17 protein-coding genes and 3 pseudogenes are annotated in these 17432 nt (G+C 71.8%); 4 read left to right on the forward strand and 16 right to left on the reverse strand.

The annotated features are described in order from the left end of the window. Nucleotides 1-355 precede the first annotated feature (355 nt). The 13 genes from ACIHCL_RS30860 to ACIHCL_RS30920 form a co-directional block, all read right to left on the reverse strand. On the reverse strand, nucleotides 356-1135 hold the full coding sequence (locus ACIHCL_RS30860; RefSeq protein ID WP_399867129.1) for an SDR family NAD(P)-dependent oxidoreductase: 780 nt from the start codon (nucleotides 1133-1135) through the stop codon (nucleotides 356-358). Continuing rightward, a complete protein-coding gene (locus tag ACIHCL_RS30865) occupies nucleotides 1132-2148 on the reverse strand; it encodes an SMP-30/gluconolactonase/LRE family protein (RefSeq protein ID WP_399867130.1) in 1017 nt (338 codons plus the stop codon). Before ACIHCL_RS30865 ends, ACIHCL_RS30860 begins: the two co-directional genes overlap by 4 nt. A 142-nt stretch (nucleotides 2149-2290) precedes the next feature. Then, complete coding sequence (locus ACIHCL_RS30870) at nucleotides 2291-3256, reverse strand: sugar kinase (protein WP_399867133.1); 966 nt, start codon at nucleotides 3254-3256, stop codon at nucleotides 2291-2293. Beyond that, on the reverse strand, nucleotides 3253-3885 hold the full coding sequence (locus tag ACIHCL_RS30875; protein ID WP_399867134.1) for a bifunctional 4-hydroxy-2-oxoglutarate aldolase/2-dehydro-3-deoxy-phosphogluconate aldolase: 633 nt from the start codon (nucleotides 3883-3885) through the stop codon (nucleotides 3253-3255). The genes ACIHCL_RS30870 and ACIHCL_RS30875 overlap by 4 nt, the downstream gene beginning before the upstream one ends. A 50-nt stretch (nucleotides 3886-3935) precedes the next feature. Beyond that, a complete protein-coding gene (gene dgoD / locus ACIHCL_RS30880; RefSeq protein ID WP_399867136.1) occupies nucleotides 3936-5090 on the reverse strand; it encodes a galactonate dehydratase in 1155 nt (384 codons plus the stop codon). Next, entirely contained in the window at nucleotides 5087-5872 is a 786-nt protein-coding gene (locus ACIHCL_RS30885) for a FadR/GntR family transcriptional regulator (protein WP_399867176.1), read from the reverse strand. Before ACIHCL_RS30885 ends, dgoD begins: the two co-directional genes overlap by 4 nt. 60 nt (nucleotides 5873-5932) lie before the next feature. Then, on the reverse strand, nucleotides 5933-7216 hold the full coding sequence (locus ACIHCL_RS30890; RefSeq protein WP_399867138.1) for a DUF4380 domain-containing protein: 1284 nt from the start codon (nucleotides 7214-7216) through the stop codon (nucleotides 5933-5935). 3 nt (nucleotides 7217-7219) lie between these two features. Continuing rightward, complete coding sequence (locus tag ACIHCL_RS30895) at nucleotides 7220-8305, reverse strand: zinc-binding dehydrogenase (protein WP_399867140.1); 1086 nt, start codon at nucleotides 8303-8305, stop codon at nucleotides 7220-7222. A 43-nt stretch (nucleotides 8306-8348) separates the two neighbouring features. Further along, entirely contained in the window at nucleotides 8349-9368 is a 1020-nt protein-coding gene (locus ACIHCL_RS30900) for an ABC transporter permease (RefSeq protein WP_399867142.1), read from the reverse strand. 11 nt (nucleotides 9369-9379) lie between these two features. Next, the gene (locus tag ACIHCL_RS30905) at nucleotides 9380-10915 is read right to left on the reverse strand and encodes a sugar ABC transporter ATP-binding protein (RefSeq protein ID WP_399867143.1); all 1536 of its coding nucleotides are present in this window, start codon (nucleotides 10913-10915) and stop codon (nucleotides 9380-9382) included. Nucleotides 10916-10994: 79 nt separating this feature from the next. After that, nucleotides 10995-11993 (reverse strand): substrate-binding domain-containing protein, encoded by a 999-nt coding sequence (locus tag ACIHCL_RS30910; RefSeq protein ID WP_399867146.1) that lies wholly within the window; start codon nucleotides 11991-11993, stop codon nucleotides 10995-10997. Nucleotides 11994-12110: 117 nt separating this feature from the next. Then, a complete protein-coding gene (locus ACIHCL_RS30915) occupies nucleotides 12111-12575 on the reverse strand; it encodes a transposase (protein WP_399867178.1) in 465 nt (154 codons plus the stop codon). Next, nucleotides 12470-12694 carry a hypothetical protein gene (locus tag ACIHCL_RS30920; RefSeq protein WP_399867180.1) on the reverse strand — a complete coding sequence of 75 codons (225 nt, stop codon included), beginning with the start codon at nucleotides 12692-12694 and terminating at the stop codon, nucleotides 12470-12472. Before ACIHCL_RS30920 ends, ACIHCL_RS30915 begins: the two co-directional genes overlap by 106 nt. 252 nt (nucleotides 12695-12946) lie before the next feature. On the opposite strand from ACIHCL_RS30920, the pseudogene ACIHCL_RS30925 reads away from it, so the two are divergent. Further along, a pseudogene (locus ACIHCL_RS30925) lies at nucleotides 12947-13144 on the forward strand (transposase); the annotation flags it as partial. 262 nt (nucleotides 13145-13406) lie between these two features. On the opposite strand, the gene ACIHCL_RS30930 reads toward ACIHCL_RS30925, so the two are convergent. From ACIHCL_RS30930 to ACIHCL_RS30940, 3 genes and pseudogenes are all read right to left on the reverse strand, one after another. Continuing rightward, entirely contained in the window at nucleotides 13407-13949 is a 543-nt protein-coding gene (locus tag ACIHCL_RS30930; RefSeq protein WP_399867148.1) for a hypothetical protein, read from the reverse strand. Between the two features lie 34 nt (nucleotides 13950-13983). After that, entirely contained in the window at nucleotides 13984-14145 is a 162-nt protein-coding gene (locus ACIHCL_RS30935; protein WP_399867150.1) for a hypothetical protein, read from the reverse strand. Nucleotides 14146-14841: 696 nt separating this feature from the next. After that, nucleotides 14842-15025 (reverse strand): annotated as a pseudogene (locus ACIHCL_RS30940) (IS5/IS1182 family transposase); the annotation flags it as partial. Nucleotides 15026-15226: 201 nt separating this feature from the next. On the opposite strand from ACIHCL_RS30940, the pseudogene ACIHCL_RS30945 reads away from it, so the two are divergent. From ACIHCL_RS30945 to ACIHCL_RS30955, 3 genes and pseudogenes are all read left to right on the forward strand, one after another. Beyond that, nucleotides 15227-16710 (forward strand): annotated as a pseudogene (locus ACIHCL_RS30945) (alpha/beta hydrolase). 132 nt (nucleotides 16711-16842) lie between these two features. Continuing rightward, nucleotides 16843-17040 carry a hypothetical protein gene (locus ACIHCL_RS30950; RefSeq protein WP_399867152.1) on the forward strand — a complete coding sequence of 66 codons (198 nt, stop codon included), beginning with the start codon at nucleotides 16843-16845 and terminating at the stop codon, nucleotides 17038-17040. Continuing rightward, a complete protein-coding gene (locus ACIHCL_RS30955) occupies nucleotides 17001-17432 on the forward strand; it encodes a hypothetical protein (RefSeq protein WP_399867154.1) in 432 nt (143 codons plus the stop codon). The genes ACIHCL_RS30950 and ACIHCL_RS30955 overlap by 40 nt, the downstream gene beginning before the upstream one ends.

Here is a 17432-nt window from a genome sequence, read left to right on the forward strand (position 1 = left end):
CGTCGCGGTGCTGTGTGACGCGCACGCTGCGGAGGGGGCGCAATACACCTGTAGTCCCCGGCAGGGGACCACGGCACCAGCCTTGGATGGCGGGAAGCGGCTCCAGGACATTGAGGTGTTCCCCGCAGCCGCCGACTCCACGCCGCTGCGGCAGGCGGTGTGACGCTTGGGCCGGTCCGGGCGCGGGATGGCCGACCGTGTCGGCGAGGCTGCCGTGATCACCGAGTGGTGGGGTCCTCTCCGGTCTCCGGAGCATCCCGGCAGGGTTGGTCCGAAGACCGGTCCGGCGTCGTCGGGTATCGAGTCGAGCGCCCCGCCCTCAGGGTTCCGGGCAGCGCCCCGCACCCGCACCGGGTCAGCCCGCGAAGCGGGCGCCGAGACCGCCGTCGACGGGGATTTCGGCGCCGGTGATGCCGCGGGCACCCGGTCCGAGCAGGAAGGCGACGACCTCGGCCACGTCCCGGGGTTCGCACATTCGCCGCATCGGGTGCACGTCCACCACCTCGGCCTCGGCTGCTACGGGATCGGGTTGGGCGGCGAAGTAGTCGCGGACCAGGGCCGTCCGGGTCCAGCCGGGGCTGACCGCGTTGACCCGCACCCCGTGCGGAGCGAGTTCGAGGGCCAGGCTCCGGGTCAGCCCCACCAGACCGGACTTCGCTGCGGCGTAGGGGAAGTACCCGGCGGAGGTGAGCCGGGCGTGCAGGGAGGCGATGTTGACGATCGAGCCCGTGCCGCGTTCGCGCATGGCGGGGATGAGTTGCTTGGCGACGAGCCAGGCACCCTTGAGGTCGACGGCGAAGACTCGGTCCCACTCGGCCGAGGTCATCGTGGCGGGGTCGAAGTAGGCGTTGATCCCGGCGTTGTTGACCAGTAGCGTCGCCGGGCCGAGGCGGTCGGCGACGGACGCGGTGGCAGCGACGACGCCCGCCTCATCGGTGATGTCGACGGCCAGCGGCAGCATCCGGTCCGCGTGGGCAGCGTGGCGGTCGGCGGCGTGGTCGAGTGCGGTCTCGTCGCGGTCGAGCACGGCGACGGTGGCACCCGCCGCCAGCAGGACGTCGACGACGGCCTCGCCGATGCCCTGCGCGCCGCCGGTGACGACGGCAGTGCGGTCCTGGAGCGGGTGCGGGTTCACGGTGCCTCCCGGTGAGTAGTGTCGGCGGACGGTCGCGCGGTGGTGGTGGATGGGACCCCGGGGGCTCCCGGGTGCAGGACGGCCGGTGGTGTGGGCGGTGCCGACGCTCCGACATCGGCGGCCAGCACTCGCCCGTCGTGTCCGTGGCCGCCGTCGGGCCGGGCCCCGTCGGGGTGTGGCTGCTCGGGGCCGCCGTGGGGCGGGGGAAGAAGACCGATCGTCGCGGTGGCCACGAACAGGGTGCCGTCGATGAGCGCGGGGCTCGCGGGCTGGACCGCGGGGAGCGGCAGGACGGCGTCGAGGGCGCCGTTGGGCGTGTACCGGTGGACCGCGCCGGCGCCCCAGACCGCCACCCAGAGGCGGCCGTCGTCGTCCACCGTCATGCCGTCCGGGCTTCCGGTGCCCGGTGCGAACGCGACGTGCACGGTGCGGTCGTGGAGTTCCCCGCCGTCGGGGTCCACCCGGAAGCGGTCGATGCGGCCCTCGGCGCTGTCGGCGAGGTACATCACCGTCCCGTCGGCCGTGAACGCCGGACCGTTGGGGATGCTGAGGCCGTCCAGCACGGTGGTGACTGACCCGTCGTGCCCGACCCGGTGGAGTCGGCCGAGGCCGCGTTCCGGGCCGTAGGGCATGGTGCCGAACCAGAAGCGTCCGGACGGGTCGCAGCATCCGTCGTTGACGCGGCTGGGCACGGGGTCACCGGCGCCGGGGCGGGCCAGCCAGGTGAGGCCGCCGTCGGGGGCGAGCACGGCGGCGCCGGTGCCTGCGGCCGCCAGCCAGTAGCCGGGCCGGCCGGCCAGCGGTGCGACGGCGCCCAACGGGACGTCCAGGCGCAGCAGGACGGTCCCGTCGCCGGGAAAAGCGGGGTCGAGGGTGGTGAGGGTGCCATCGAGGATGTCGACGGTCACCAGGCGGCCTCCGGTGTGGCGCAGGCCCTCGCCGAGTTCGCGTCGGGAGGTGGTCCAGGGGCGGAACGCCGGTGCGGCGGGCGCCCGGTGCGGGTGGCGGGTCACAGGTGTCTCCTTCCGGTTCCGCCGCGCCCGTCCGGAGGAACAGGACAGGTGCGGCGGGGCTGTGGCGCCGCGCTGCGCTGCCCTCCCTCCTCGCGGGACGGCTGGGTCCCCGGTGGGGTGATGGCGGGTCGCGGTGGGACGGTCAGCGCAGCGTGGCGCCGTCCTCCCGCTCCAGCAGGGCGAGTTCGCGGCGTTCGGGCAGCCCTTGCCAGTCGCCTGCGGAGCCGACGGCGAAGGCGCCCACGGTGTTGGCGCGTTCCAGGCGGTCACGTGGGCCGAGTCCGTCGAGCAGACCCGACAGCAGGCCGGCGGTGAAGGCATCCCCGGCGCCCACGGTGTCGCGGACGGTGACACGGCGCGCGGGCGCGTGTTCCCGGCCTTCCGGGGTGTGCAGCTCGGCGCCTGCGCCGCCGAGCTTGACGGCCACCTCCCGGGTGTGCCCGCCGGACAGCAGGGACCGGACCCGGTCGGCGGTGGTGCGTGCCGAGGGGTCGGCGGCCAAGGCGAGTTCGTCGTCGGAGGCGATGACGAGGTCGGCGTCGCGGGCCAGCGGGCGCAGGACGTCGGCGGCCTCGGACGCGTCCCAGAGTCGGGCGCGGTGGTTCACGTCCAGGCTGACCAGGATTCCGGCGGCCCGGGCCGCGTGGACGGCGGCGCGCACGGCGGCCAGCGGCCGTGGCCCCAAGGCGCAGGTGATGCCGGAGACGTGCAGGATCCGGGCGCCGTCGAGCATGGCGAGCGGCACGTCCTCGGGGCACAGGCGGGAGCCCGCCGAACCCGCTCGGTAGTACTGGATGCGCGTCAGGTCGGCGATGCGCGGTTCGGAGAACAGCAGTCCGGTCGGGGCGCCGGGGTCGGTGCGGGCGCCGGTGGTGTCCACGGACTCGGCACGCAGACTGCGCAGGACCAGGGTGCCCAGCTCGTCGTCACCGACGCGGCCGATCCAGCGGGCCCGGTGTCCGAGCCGGGTCAGTCCGACGGCCACGTTGGACTCGGCCCCGGCCACCGAGAGCCGCAGGTCGCCGCCCATTCGGAGCGGTCCGGACGCCCGGAGCGCAGCCATCGTCTCCCCGAGGGTGACGACGTCGGGGGTGGCCTGGGCGGTCATGCCCGCTCCCGGTGACCGGTGAGGGCGGCGAGGAAGGAGCGGCACCGCTCCCGCAGCGCGTTCAGGTCACCGCCGCGCGGGGCGTCACCCACGATCGGTGATCCGACGCCGACGGCCAGCGCCCCGGCCTCCAGGTAGGCGCGGGCGGCGTCGGCGTCCACACCCCCGGTCGGCACGAACGGGACACCGGGCAGCGGGTCGCGCAGCGTGCGCAGGTAGGCCGGGCCGCCGACGGAGGCGGGGAAGAGCTTGACGGCGGTGGCGCCCTCGGTGACCGCCCGGACGATCTCGGTGGGGGTGAGCGCGCCGGCGACGACGGGCAGGCCGAGCGTGTGCGCGGTGACGCTCCCCTCGGCGAGCGCGGGCGTGACGACGAAGGCGGCTCCCGCCTGCTGGACGGCTCGGGCGTCGTCGCCGGTGAGGACGGTGCCGGCGCCGATGAGGGCGTCACCGGCCTCCCGCGTGCAGCGGGCGATGATCCCGGCCGCGTCAGGAGTCGTCAGGGACACCTCGATCAGGGCGACGCCCTCCTCCAGGAGGGTGTGCACGGTCTGCTCGGCGGCCCTCGGGTCGGTGCCGCGGACGATGGCGATCAGGCGTTCACGGCGGAGTCGGTCGGTGAAGCTCATGCGGTCAGTCCTCGGGTGGGTACGGAACGAGTGCGGGGCGGGGGCCGGCGTCACCACTCGGCGAACGATCCGTCGGGATGACGCCACAGCGGGCTGCGCCATGGAGCGTCTGCGCCCGCGGCGGCGTCGGCCCGGCGGACCGCGTCCTCGTCGACGGTGATGCCCAGCCCCGGTCCCGTCGGGCGCGCGACGTGGCCGTCGGTGAAGCGGAAGACCTCCGGGTCGACGACGTAGTCGAGGAGTTCGGCGCCGTCGTTGTAGTGGATGCCGACGCTCTGTTCCTGGATCAGGAAGTTGGGCGTGGCGAAGGCGACCTGGAGCGAGGCGGCGAGCGCGATCGGCCCCAGGGGGCAGTGCGGCGCCAGCTGGACGTCGAAGGTCTCGGCGAGGGCGGCGATCCGGCGCAGCTCGGAGATGCCGCCGGCGTGCGAGGGGTCGGGCTGGGCGACGGCGATCCCGGCGGTCAGCGCGGGCAGGAAGTCCCAGCGCGAGTAGAGGCGTTCGCCGGTGGCGATGGGCACGGTGGTGGAGCGGACGAGCGGCTCCAGCAGCCGGGTGTGCTCAGGGGTGACGGGCTCCTCGGCGAACAGCGGGTGCAGCTCCTCCAGCGCGGCGAGCAGGCGCCGCGCCCCGGCGGGACCGAGGCGGCCGTGCAGGTCGACGGCGACGTCCCGGCCGGGACCGAGCACCTCACGCGCGGTGGCCACGCGGGCGTGCGCGGCGGCGATGTCGGCCGCGTCGGCCAGGCGCCCGGTGCGGCCGGTGGCGTTCATCTTGACGGCGGTGAACCCGGCCTCGACCTGGGCGCTGACGGCGTCGGCGATCTCGGCCGGTTCGTCGCCGCCGACCCAGCAGTAGACGCGGGCCCGGTCGCGGACGGCGCCGCCGAGCAGGTCGTGCACGGGGACGCCGAGCGTCTGGCCCCGGATGTCCCACAGGGCCTGGTCGATGCCGGCGACGGCGCTGGAGAGCACCGGCCCGCCGCGGTAGAAGGTGCCGCGGGTCATCACCTGCCAGTGGTCCTCGATGTGCCGCGGGTCCAGCCCGACGAGGTACTCGGCCAGTTCGCCGACGGCCGTACGGACGGTGTCGGCGCGGCCCTCGACCACCGGCTCTCCCCAGCCGACGATCCCCTCGTCCGTCTCGACGCGGCAGAAGAGCCAGCGGGGCGGTACCCGGAAGGTTTCGATGCGGGTGATCTTCATGGTGTTTCTCGGTCCTCCGGTTCGGTGCCGTGCCCGCCGCTCCGGATGGTGCGGTCGTCGTCCATGTCGGCCGCGGTGCGGGTACGGGAGGGGGCCGCGGTGCGGGCGAGGTCTGCGTCGGCGCGGGCGAGCAGCGCGCGCATGGCTTGCTCGGCGGCGGACGGGTCCGCGTCGCGTACGGCGCGCAGGACGGGTTCGTGCGCGGGGACCGGATCGTCGGCCTCGGCGGAGTGGACGAGCCGGTCGCGTTCGGTCAGGCCCGGTCCGATGAAGACGTCCATGCGCTGGAGCAGTTCGTTGTGGGTGGCGCGGAGCAGGGCGCGGTGCCAGGCGAGGTCGGCCTCGGCGGCCGCGGCGGCGTCGTTGGAGGTCTCGGCCATGCGGGCCAGGGCCGCCTCCAGCTGGGTCAGGTCCTCCTCGGTGCGCCGTTCGGCGGCCATGCGGGCGGCGGCGGGTTCGACGATGAGGCGGACCTCGGCGAGGTCCCGCAGGACCAGTTCCGGCGCGTCCGTGGCGAACTGCCAGCGGATGACGTCGGCGTCAAGCAGGTTCCAGTCCTCCCGGGGTCGGACGAACGTGCCGCGCTTCTGCCGCGCGTCGACCAGGCCCTTGGCGGTGAGCACCTTGAGGGCCTCCCTCAGCACCGTCTGGCTGATGCCGAGTTCGTCGATGAGGGAGGCGAGATCCAGGGTTTCGCCTACTCGCAGGCGCCCCTGCACGATGCGGGTGCCGACCGTCTCCACGATCTGCCCGTGCAGGCCCCTGCCCACGTACTGGGCCATGTTCCGTTCCTCCTCCGCCCGTGTGCCCCGTGCGGTGCGCACACCGCCACCTTATATTATTTATGAATTAAAAGGGGTGTGGTTTCCGTCCTCCCCGATGGTGAGACGGACCACGGGCACCGTTCCGCCGCCGGGCAGTGGAGCCGTCAACTCCCAGCTCCCGCACGGGTCCTGGTCCCCTGGCAGACGGACGTGGCAGGCCCTGCCCGGCTCCAGCACGCCGAGCGTGAGCGGCGGTGCCCCGGCCGGACCGCGGGCCTCCAGCCGGCCCGCCGCGTACGGTACGAAGACGCCCGCGATCCGGCCGTCCGCCTCCGTCCGCGGCAGCCCCGCCCAGTAGCCGGCCGGGGTCACCGCCTCCACCGGGCCGGCAGCCGGACCGACACCGAACTCCACGTCCAGGGAGGCCGACGCCCCCGGCGCCAGCATCGTCAGCGGCCCCAGCGCCTCGCACTCGACGACATGGTCGCGCGGCAGCAGACCGCCCAGATGAGGCAGCCCCTCCGCCAGCGGACACTCCATCCACACCTCGGCGCGCGAGCCCTCGTCGGGATAGGCGCCCTCGTACACGGCGAAGCGCTGCACCAGAGTGCGCCCCGGGCCGACGTGCGCCAGCCATCCGGCCGAGTCGGGGAAGCCGACCTTGCCGACGACATCCTGGTGCGGCACGTACAGGACACCCGGAGCCGCCTCCAGCACCCGGGGCTGGCCGGTGCCGGCGACCAGCGGCACGGTGGCCTGCCGCCCAGATCCGGCGCGGCCGAGGTAGACGCCCTCGACACCCGCCGGGTCCGCCGACGGGGCCCCGGCGAGCTGGGTGACGTTCCACAGCGCCCAACAACGTTCCGAGGCGGCCGTGTTGGTCATCGTCAGGCCCAGGACAAAAGCCGTGCTGCCCGGACGCAGCACGATCCGGCGCTCCAGCCGCAGACCGGTGCGCGGATCGTCACCACTGGTCAGCACGAGCGTCGCCGAGCCGTCCCGCTGCTCGACCCGGGCGGCGTAGGGACCCGAGTCCAGGACCGGGTCCGGCGGACCCGCCCACTGGCCGGGGCCGTCCCAGCCCTGCGGCGCGGGCCAGGTCTTGTCACCGCCCCAGTTGAGCCAGTCGGCCATCGGGCCGTCGTGCGGGCCGGGTCGCACGCCGGGCAGCGGCGCGAGCGCATCATCCAGGAGGCGGGGGTTGCGGTACAGGAACTCCGCGCCGTCCAGCGTCACCGAGAGCAGCCGGCCACCCAGCCCCGGCGCGGCGGTCACCGTCAGGGCACCGGCGTCCAGCGTGATCAGCTCCCCGTGCGCGGTCGGTGCCCGACGCACCCGCACCGAGCCGTCCACGGCGGCCACCGGTCAGCCGTCCAGACCGGGTTCGAGCACAACCTTGCCCCGGGCCGCGCCCGCGGCGAGCGCGAACGCATCGTCCGCCTGCGCGAGGCCGAAGCGGTCGCTGACGATCCGCTCCGGCCGGACGCCCCAGCGCACCAGGTTGCGCGCCAGCTCCGCCATGACCGGCACCGAGGTGACCCAGGAGGCGTACAGCGTGACCTGCTTGTGCAGCAGGGCGTCGGAAACCTCCGTCTCCAGCGTCCCGCCTTCGCCGACCAGGGAGATCCGTCCCCATTCAGCGATGTGCGCGATGGCGGTGGACCGGCCGGGACGGGTGCCCGAGCAGTCGATCGCGGTGGAGGCCCCGCGCCCGCCGGTGAGCGCGGCAACGGCGTCGGACGCGTCCTCGGGGGTGACCGTCGCGTCGAAGACGTCCAGCCCGTCCGCCCACGCGCGGCGCTCGGGCGAGACTTCCACACCGATGACCCGCCGCGCCCCACGCCCGCGGCCGGTCATCGCCGCGGCCAGGCCCACCGGCCCCAGGCCGACGACGAGCAGGTCGTCGTCGCCGTTCACCCCCATCCGCCGGATGCCCTCGTAGGCCGTGCCGAAGCCGCAGGCGATGAGCGCCCCGTCGACGAAGCTCAGCTCGTCGGGCAGCGGCACCAGGGTGTGCTCGTCGGCGAGCAGGTAGTCGGCCGCTGCGCCGTCGCGCTGCCAGCCGTAGGCCGCGCGGCCGGGGTCCGCGCAGCTGATCTGGTAGCCGCGGGCGCAGTTGTCGCACAGCCCGCATCCGGAGATGTGGTAGACCACCACCCGGTCACCCGGCCGGTGCCGCCGCACCCCTGGGCCCGTCGCCACGACGGTGCCGCTGGGTTCGTGGCCGGCGACGACGCCCCGGTAGGCGGGACCGTCCACCCCGCGGTGGGTCTTGTGCTCGCGGTAGATGTAGCCGATGTCGCTGCCGCAAATACCGGCCGCGCCCACGCGCAGCAGCACCTGCCCCGGGCCGGGCGCGGGCACCGGCAGCTCCCGCACCTCGGTGGTGCTGTTCCCCGGCAGGTATACGCCGCGCATGGTGGCGGGCGGCGGGGTGGTGGTCTCACTCATGGGGTGTCCTTCGTGCGGGTTGGAGCAGATGGTGGCGGACGGGTCAGGTGGTGCGCGTCGCGATGCCCTTGCGGGAGATGACGACGTTGATGAGCACGGCCCCGACGATGATCACGCCGCGCACGACGTCCTGGAGGAAGGAGTTGACCCCCAGCAGGACCAGTCCGTTGGCGATCACCGAGATGAACATCACGCCCAGCATCGTCCCGACCAGGCTGCCGCGGCCTCCGGCGAGCGCGGTGCCACCGATGACCACGGCGGCGATCACGTCGAACTCCAGGCCCGCAGCAGCGCCGCCGTTGCCCGAGCCCAGACGGGCCGCCATCAGGATGCCGGTGAGGGCGGCCAGCAGTCCCGTGGTGGCGAACAGGAGGACGCGCACACGGCCGATCGGGATGCCCGCCAGCTGCGCGGCCGCCGCGTTGCCGCCCACGGCGTAGACCGAGCGCCCGTAGGCCGTCCGACGGGCGACGTACCAGAACACCAGGAACAGCAGCACCAGCACGACTGCCGGGGTCGGGACGCCGAGAATCTTGCCGCCCAGCGCGTCCATGAAACCGCCGTCCGGGGTGGCGACCGGGAGCGCGTTGGTGGTGTAGAGCGCGAGACCGCCCAGTGCGCTCCACAGTCCGAGCGTCGCGATGAAGGACGGCACCCCGAACCGGGCGCGCAGCCAGCCGGCCGCCGATCCCCACAGCGCGCCGGCCACCAGGGTGAGCAGCAGCGCGAAGGGCAGCCCGAGGTCCCACTCGGTGGCGCCCTTGGCGAACAGCACCGAGGCGAAGGCCACGGCCGGGCCGATGCTGATGTCGATCTCCCCGGCGATGATCACCAGAGTGACGCCGAGGGCGGGGATGCCGACGGTCGCGGCGTCCCGCAGGATGCCGAGCTGGTTGTCGGTGCTGAGGAACCCGCCGGCGGTGACGCCCAGCGCGATGTACAGCACCACGACCGCGGCCAGCAGCCCGAATTCGTTGAGGTGGCGCAGCCGGCGGACGCGGACGGCGTCGGCGGGCGGCGACGGGGTGCCGGACGGCTTGCCGGCCACGAGGGTCGAGGACATGGTTGTCTGCCTCACACTTCCACCGCCATGGTGGCGGCCATGATGTCGTCGAGAGTGATGTCGGGTGCGAGGAACTCGCGCGTGAACCGGCCGTGCTGCAGAGTCAGGACCCGGTCGCAGACGAGCGGCAACTCCTCCAGCTCGCCGGAAACAAAGATGACGGCGGCGCCTTCGTCGGCCAGGGCCCGGATCAGGCGGTAGATCTGCTGCTTGGCCTCGACGTCCACACCGCGGGTGGGTTCGTCCAGGAGCAGCACCCGGCTACGGGCGTGCAGCCAGCGGCCGATGACGGCCTTCTGCTGGTTGCCGCCGCTGAGGTTCACGATGGGGGTGTCCAGGCTCGGGGTCTTCACCGCGAGCCGTCGCACCAGGTCCTCACCGGCCTCACCGGCCCGGCGGGACGAGAGACCGGTCCGGCCACTGATCCCGCCGAACCAGGACATCGTCATGTTCTCGCCGACGCCCAGCAGGGGGACGATGCCCTCGCCCTTGCGGTCCTCGGGCGTCATGCCCACCCCCAGCCGCTTCATCACCGACGCGGTGGGACGGGCGACCGGCCGCCCTTCGAAGGTGACCGTGCGCTCGGCGACGGGCTCGAACCCGGCGACCGAGCGCAGCAGTTCGCTGCGCCCCGACCCCAGCAGCCCGCCGATGCCCAGCACTTCCCCGGCGTACAGGTCGAAGCTGACGTCTTCCAGCTTCGGCGGCAGCTTCAGGCCCCGGACGGACAGCAGCGGGGTACCGGTGCGGTCCACGGGGCGCGGCGCGAACGGTTCCTGCTCGCGGGCGGCCCGGCCGAGCATGAGGGCGACGATCTGCGCGGTCGTCGCCTCCCGCACGTCCACCGTGTCCACCACGCTGCCGTCCCGGACGACGGTGACGCTGCGCGCCACCTGCCGGATCTCGTCCAGCCGGTGGCTCACGTAGATCACCGCGACACCGGAGGCGGAGATGCGGCCGACGGCCTCCAGGACGGTACGCGCCTCCCCGGCGGCCAGCGCGCTGGTCGGCTCGTCGAGGATCAGCAGCCGCGGCCGGCGGCGCACCGCCCGGGCGATCTCGACGAGCTGCTGCTCTGCCAGCGGGAGCGAGCCGACCGTGTCCTCCGGACTGACCCGCACGTCCAGCTCGGCCAGCACCTCGGCAGCCTCCCGGCGCATCCGGGGGAAATCCACCCCGGACGCGCCGCGGCGGGGCCACTCACCGAGGAACAGGTTCTCGGCGACCGTCATCTCCGGGACCAGGCTCAGTTCCTGATGGACCGTGGCCGCACCCAGCTCGGCCGCCCGGCGCACTCCGCCATCGCCGAGGATCTCCCCGCCGATGCGGACCTCGCCGCTGTCGGGAACCTCGACACCGGACAGCATCCGGATGAGCGTGGACTTGCCCGCTCCATTGCGTCCGAGGAGGGCACGGACCTCGCCCGGCTCGATCCGGAAGTCGACGTCGACCAGCGCGCGGACGCCCGGGTACTGCTTGTTCAGGCCGCTCGCCTCGGCGGCCGGCGCGGGGCCGGACTCACCGGGCGGCGGTGGGAAGGTCGTCATGCTCGCTCCAGGGGAACCGGAGGGACGGGGAAGGGGCCGGAAACGGCTGTGGCGGTGTTCGCCGCGGACACGACGGCCCTCACGGCAGGCCGTCCGGGTGGGTGCGCAGCCACTCGCGGGCCTGCTCGGGGGTGGAGTAGAGCTTCACCGGGGCGGGCACGACGGGATCGTCCAGCTCCTCACCGGCGACAACCCGCGCGGTGGTGCGCGTCGCCAGCTCGCCGACCTCGACACCGGAGATGTCCACGTCGGCCTTGAGCACCCGGTGGTCGGCCAACTCCCGGGCCAGGTCGGACGTCATGTCGCTGCCGAAGACCACCGTCCGGCCGACGAAGCCGCGCTGGCGCACGGCACGCACCGCGCCCATCGTGGCGCCGCCGGACTCGCCGTAAAAGGCGTCGACCCGCGGCTGCGCGCTCAGGATGCGGTCGGCGACCTCGACGGCCTGGTCGATCGTGGTGCCCTGCTGGTTGGAGACAATCTTTGCCTTGGGCAGTTCGGCGAACAGCGCCTTCTCGAAGCCCACTCGGCGCTGGATGCACACCTCGACCGTCTCGCAGTTGAGCACGGCGATCCGGGGGGCGTCGATGCCCTCGGACCGGAAGTACTTCGCCGCCTCCGCGCCGGCCAGCTCCCCGAACTTCACCGGATCGCCCAGCACCCAGGCACTCACGTACTTGCGCGTCGCCTCCTCGGTCAGGCAGGTGTTGTAGCAGACGACCTTGACGCCGTTCTCGTGCGCAAGGCGCACGGCGGGGATGGACGCGGTGGTGGAGACGGGCGAGAGCACCAGGGCCTTCACCCCGGCGGCGCTCACGGTGTCGACAAAAGTGCTCTCCTTGGAGGCGTCGCCCTGGGCGTTCAGCTCCAGCAGCTGGACCCCGTCGCCGAGACGGCCGACCGAGTCCTGCATGCCCTTGCGGACACCGGCGTAGTAGCCCTGGGCGTCCATGTAGACCAGCCCGACCCGGCCGCCGTCCCCTGCCCGCGGTATGCACCCGGTCAGCGCGACCATCGTCAGCGCCAGGCCGAGGCACACGGCGAACACGGTGCGATGCCGCTTCCTGCCGTCCCTCATGACATCACTCCGAATCACGTACAAAAGCCGTGTACGACCGCATCCGGCGCGGATCGCCACTGCGGCGTGCTCCGAGTATGGGAGGGACCCCCGAGGAAGGTCAAGATTAATTGCTAATTAATGATTTGATCGAGTGCGGTGCCCGCGCTTCCGGGCCCGCACCGACCGCCACCGCGGGGGTGACGGCGGCCGGCGCGGACACGCGGCCGGCCCGATGCGGGGCACGCGGACCTTCTCCAGCACGGGTTCGAACTGCGGTGAGTCCCCGCGCTGTCTCGCAGTAACCAGGATCGACAGGGGGTTCTGGCCCTGCTCGACAGCCAGGTGCAGCTTGGTGGTGAACCCGCCTCGCGAACGTCCCAGCCCGTGATCACCGGGCTCGGTGAACACACCGCCCGGCGGTTCCTTCTGGGGGTCACCCCGCTTGCGAGCCCCGGCCGCATGCTGATGGGCACGGCACACCGTGGAATCGACGCTCAGGTCCCACACGATCGCCCCCTTCGCGTCGGCCAGGGACTGGAGCCGGGTGAGGATTCGCTGCCAGGTTCCGTTCCGCTGCCATCGACGGAACAGGTCATGGATCCGGCCCCACGACCCGTACTCGACGGGCACATCCCGCACGGCACACCAGTCCGGACCCTAAACCGTATGCCGTCGATCAACTGTCGCCGAGGCCAGACGGGCGGCCGTCCCGCCTTCATCCCCTTCGGCAACAACGATTCCAACACCGCCCACTGTTCGTCCGTGAGATCTCACCCGCGCCATGAGCCGTGATCATTCACAGCTCGAGATCCACTTTCGGTACACGGTCTGGCTTGACCTTTAACGTGTGACGTCGAACGGCGTGTCGTACTTGATCACTCGGTTCGGTAACTGCCTTACGTGGAAACGGCCTTCGTCTGAACATGTGCTCCGACCAAGGAACACGCACGTCCAGCGCGAAGGCCGTGAGGATGAGTCTGCTGCATCGCGATGTCCAGCAGGAGCCGCCGACTGAACTGCCACGCTTCCGAGGTGAGTTCTACTCCTGTCTCACCGCTCGCTCGGATGCGTTGTTCGAGCTCGCGGATGCGATTCTGTGCGGGGACGGGCCGGTGAGGTCGTTGACCGAGCTGTCGCTGGTGGGCGAACACCGTCGTGGACACGGAGGCCGCGGATCGCGTGCTCGCGAAGCTCGTCGGGGTGTTTACGTGGTGCTGGCATGGTGCTGGTGAATCTCCTTCGCCAGGATCGTAACCCTGTCATCAGGGACTCCACCCGCGTTCGCCTCGATTGTCCCCGACCTGGAACCCGCCGGGCCGAGCTTGGTAAGACGGTCGCGGTGTTCCCGTGCTCACCGGCGAGCGCGGCTCGCTCGAAAGCCTGCCAGTCCGGTCCTGCAGGGCGCGTCGCCAGGGGGCCGTATCGAGACGCCTACCCATCCTCTGCGAACCGCCAATTACCGTGCAGGAACGGTGATCCCGGGCCGGTTCTCACTGGACCGGACTCACCGCCAAGGCGCACCCCGTCGAGGTTGTACCCGCGGCGGACGACATCGTCATGAGCCTCAGTAAGGAACGCTCGGGTGCTGGGCTGGCGGAACGCGTAGACCTGCCACTGTGTGCCTGGAGAGAAGCGCTCCAGCCAGGAGTCGTCGATCAGGTCGGCCAGACCTGCTGTGCGCCGGTCCCCCTCAGCGTCGTGGTATTCGACCCAGACCACAGGAGTCTCGGTGCCGTCGAAGTCGTCGAAGTGCGTCACCGTCGCCGTGCGAGGCGTCCGGTCGAGGGCGGGGAGAGGCTTCGAGACGGTCCGCTTCAGCGAGATCCACGTGACAAGCGTCGATACCAGGATCACTCCCGCCAGCGCACACGCCCAGATTTCCCAGCTCATCTCGCGCCCTCCGACCTTCGCACGCGTCTTCGGATCCTTCCTTCCGTTCTCATGGATTCTGCCACGGAGCATGCTCCCGATCACGGGTTCGGCAGACGCGAGATCAAGCCGCGACCTTTCAATAGGCCGGATTGCATGGGTAGTTGGCGGTGATGTCCGTCTGGGGCGGCTGCTGGTCAGCCCTCGTGACGCATACGGTCGTCTCCTGCTGTGCGAGGTCCATCCGTGTGTCGTGCTCAAGGTAGAAGTCGAGTTCGCCAGGATGACGTCCATGCGGCATCCGGGAGCTGCTCTGCCGTGTTGTCGATTGTGTCGACGGCATCCCCTGCGTGGCAGAAACGCGCCAGGCCCTCCGCCACCGCGTGGACGGCGTGATCTCTTCCAGGTCATCATCGACCAGCACAGGACCGACTGTGCTGGTCGCAGGTGCCGAAGTCCGCAATCCGGTTGCATGGTCAGTGTCCTCCTCTCTCTGCGGAGCGGAGGCATCGGGGGCTTCTTTCCGCAGCGACTCCGCAGGGCTGCGTGGAAGCCGCCGGTGGGTGTGAGCCGGGGTTCCTGCTTGTAACGGCCGTGGTAGCCGGTCAGGGTTGCCAGCTGGCATCCGACCGGGCCCGCCCCGGACAGGCACCGGGGGCTGGCGGCCCTCCCGCATTCGCGACATCCTCGCCCGCTGCCCCTGACTCACGGGCGCTGGCGACCTCCATGCCCGGAACATCCTGCGTGCCGGCCGAGAGCCGTGGCCGACTGTCGACCCCAAGGGTAAGCACGCCAGTGTGGTGTGGCTCTACTCATGATGCTTGGAGAGCATTTCGTCAGGTCAGCAGCGTAGGCCGGGAGCCCGACGAGCAACAGAACTGGTGCCCCTCAAGTGGCAGCGGTCCATGGAGAGTCCCACGGACGGCCAGTCGCAGAAGCATCCACGGGTGACATTCTCGGCTCCACAGCAATAGCTGGGGCGGGCGCCGAGTCGTGATCAGTGGGTGGTCCGGGCGAGGACTTTGATCCAGATCACCGAGGCGCGTAGGAGTAGGCCGGCGAGGTAGCTGTCTGGGGTCTTGTCATTCGGGTGGCGATGCCGCGGCCCTGAGTTTGTTGACCAGCCGTTCGACGGTGTTTCCCTCCTTGCAGAGGTCGGCGTCGTGGCTGGCGGGCCGACCGAGAGTGCGACGGAGCCCTCCCCTGACCCGACCCTGACCGTTTTTCGCTCTGCGCCCCGGTGGCCCCTGAGCGGTCCCCGATCCGCCCCGGAAAGACCCCTGACAGGGGCGCCACATGGGCGACAGTGCACCTAACGTGACCACGGTGCCCCGGCCGGGTCCGCACGCTTGGCACAACCGCTCTCTTCATGAGGAGGATCCATGCCGTTAAGGGCCAGATCCGCACTGCGGCGGATCGCCGCGCGGGGCACGGTCGTGGTCGTGGGAGCCGCCATGGCCGTCATCACCGGCCTCGCCGCCGCTCCCGCGGTGCACGCGTCGCCGTCTGCAACAGGGGCCCTGCGGTGGGCGCCGTGTGACGACCTGATGAAACCAGGAGCCGAGTGCGCCACTCTTTCGGTGCCGGTCGACTGGGCCCACCCGGACGGGCCGAGACTCGACCTGGCTGTGGCCCGCCGCAAGGCCACCGACCCCGGCGCACGCGTCGGCTCGATGGTGTTCGGCCCCGGCGGGCCGGGCGACTCGGGTGTGGAGATGGTGGAGGGCCGTATCAGCCGGTTCAGCCCCGAGGTCCGCCGCAAGTTCGACATCGTCAGCTTCGACCCTCGCGGCGTGGCGACAGCAACCCGGTGACCTGCTCCGGCGACCTGCTTGCCAAGCGGCCGTCACCGGAGCTGAAGAGCCAGGCGGACTTCGACGCCACCATGGCGTACAACAGGCAGCTCCGTACCGACTGCCGGGCCCGTACCGGCCCAGTGTTCGAGCACCTGGACACCGCCCAGACGGTCCGGGACCTAGACGCCCTCCGGGCCGCCCTCGGCGAGCGGAAACTTACCTTCCACGGCAGCTCGTACGGCACGCTGCTCGGCGCGCAGTACACCGAGACCTACCCGCGCCGCGTGCGCGCGATGGTGCTGGAGAGCGTCATGGACCACAGCGTCCTGACCACCCGTGAATTCCTGCGGTCCGAGGCGGCCACGGCAGAGGATTCCTTCCAGGAGTTCCTGAAGTGGTGCGACGGTGCCGCGGACTGCGCGCTGCACGGCCGCGACGTCCGCGCCGTCTGGCAGGGCCTGTTGGCCCAGGCCGGGCGCGGCGAGCTGGAGGACCCGGCCAAGCCGGGCACCTCGCTGTCGTCTTCGGACCTGGTCAACAAGATCGCGTTCCGGAAGTTCTACCAGGCCGACTACGCGGGCCTGGCCACGGCGATCGCGGGGATGGACGCGAGCAAGCCGCTGCCCGCGTCGCCCACCTCGATCGCGCCGCTTCCTCCGGCCACCCCGGTCTTCTGCTCGGACTGGCACCTGCCAGTGCGCGACTACCGAGAGTACGCCTCGCTCGTCACCATGATGAACACGACCGCGCCTGACCTGCCCTACCTGCTGCCGATGCACATGGCAGCGGCATGTCTGGGCGCGCCGACCGCCAACCCGCAGCACCGCCTGGACGCACACGGTGCCCCGCCGATCCTGGTGTCCAACGCGCTGCACGACCCCGCCACCGGCTACCCCTGGGCGGTCTCGGTGGCCCGGCAGTTCGGCCGCAGTGGCGTGCTCCTCACCTACAAGGGCCACGGCCACGGCAGCGTCACCAGCGGCCCGTGTATGGAGGGCGCCGTGGACAGCTATCTCACCGACCTGGCAGTCCCACCACGGGGCACCAGCTGCCCCGCCGTGCCGTCCTGATAGCTTGCCGATCCGGATCCGACAGGAAGGCGGATCCGTTCGGAAGACAATGGTGACACGCAGACAACTCACCGACGGACAGAGATCTTCACGGACGCGACCGGCGGCTCCGGAAACAAGGTCGCCCTGCTGATGCTGACGTTCGGCACCGTGGCGATCCTCGGCAGCTACGCGGCCGGTGTGCTGTCCGACCGGATCGGCGGCCGGGGCGTCATGGCGCTCTGCCTCGTCTGGGTCACCGCCTGCCTGCTCGTACTGCCCCTGGCCAACGGCTCGTTCCCGCGTCGCTGGTGTTCATCGCAGTGTTCGCCGTCGCGGCCTTCGGCATGAGCGCACCGCAGCAGCACCGTCTGATCGGCCTGAACCCGCCCCTCGCCGCGGTCCTGGTCTCCCTCCACTCGTCGATCCTCTACCTCGCGAGCGCGCTGGCCGGAGCCCTCGGCGGCCTCGGCATCAGCATGGTCGGCTCGGGCTCGCTGGGCTTGCTCGCGGCCGCCCTGGCGGTCCTCGCCCTCCTCCATGGGGCCGCCGCACCTGTACACGACCCGCGGTGCGCGTCGAACACGGGTAGCAGGATGCCGGACCGGTGTTTCAGGAGCGGCCTGATGGAGGAGTTCACAGACAGGCTGCCACACCCGGTGGTGCGGAACGCCGGAAGGACCGGGGCCCGGGACCGCCCGAGCCCACCGGGCGGGCAGGCGGTCCGGTGGGCTCAGCGGTAG

Source organism: Streptomyces sp. NPDC052042, from assembly GCF_044548345.1.
Classification (GTDB): Bacteria; Actinomycetota; Actinomycetes; order Streptomycetales; family Streptomycetaceae; genus Streptomyces.

Bases quoted from the DNA above. Each gene is read 5' to 3' on its own strand.
- ACIHCL_RS30870 (WP_399867133.1), bottom strand. From the start codon at position 3,256: ATGACCGCCCAGGCCACCCCCGACGTCGTCACCCTCGGGGAGACGATG.
- ACIHCL_RS30875 (WP_399867134.1), bottom strand. From the start codon at position 3,885: ATGAGCTTCACCGACCGACTCCGCCGTGAACGCCTGATCGCCATCGTC.
- dgoD (WP_399867136.1), bottom strand. From the start codon at position 5,090: ATGAAGATCACCCGCATCGAAACCTTCCGGGTACCGCCCCGCTGGCTC.
- ACIHCL_RS30885 (WP_399867176.1), bottom strand. From the start codon at position 5,872: ATGGCCCAGTACGTGGGCAGGGGCCTGCACGGGCAGATCGTGGAGACG.
- ACIHCL_RS30895 (WP_399867140.1), bottom strand. From the start codon at position 8,305: ATGAGTGAGACCACCACCCCGCCGCCCGCCACCATGCGCGGCGTATAC.
- ACIHCL_RS30900 (WP_399867142.1), bottom strand. From the start codon at position 9,368: ATGTCCTCGACCCTCGTGGCCGGCAAGCCGTCCGGCACCCCGTCGCCG.
- ACIHCL_RS30905 (WP_399867143.1), bottom strand. From the start codon at position 10,915: ATGACGACCTTCCCACCGCCGCCCGGTGAGTCCGGCCCCGCGCCGGCC.
- ACIHCL_RS30910 (WP_399867146.1), bottom strand. From the start codon at position 11,993: ATGAGGGACGGCAGGAAGCGGCATCGCACCGTGTTCGCCGTGTGCCTC.
- ACIHCL_RS30920 (WP_399867180.1), bottom strand. From the start codon at position 12,694: ATGAAGGCGGGACGGCCGCCCGTCTGGCCTCGGCGACAGTTGATCGAC.
- ACIHCL_RS30935 (WP_399867150.1), bottom strand. From the start codon at position 14,145: ATGCCGCATGGACGTCATCCTGGCGAACTCGACTTCTACCTTGAGCAC.
- ACIHCL_RS30950 (WP_399867152.1), top strand. From the start codon at position 16,843: ATGCTGACGTTCGGCACCGTGGCGATCCTCGGCAGCTACGCGGCCGGT.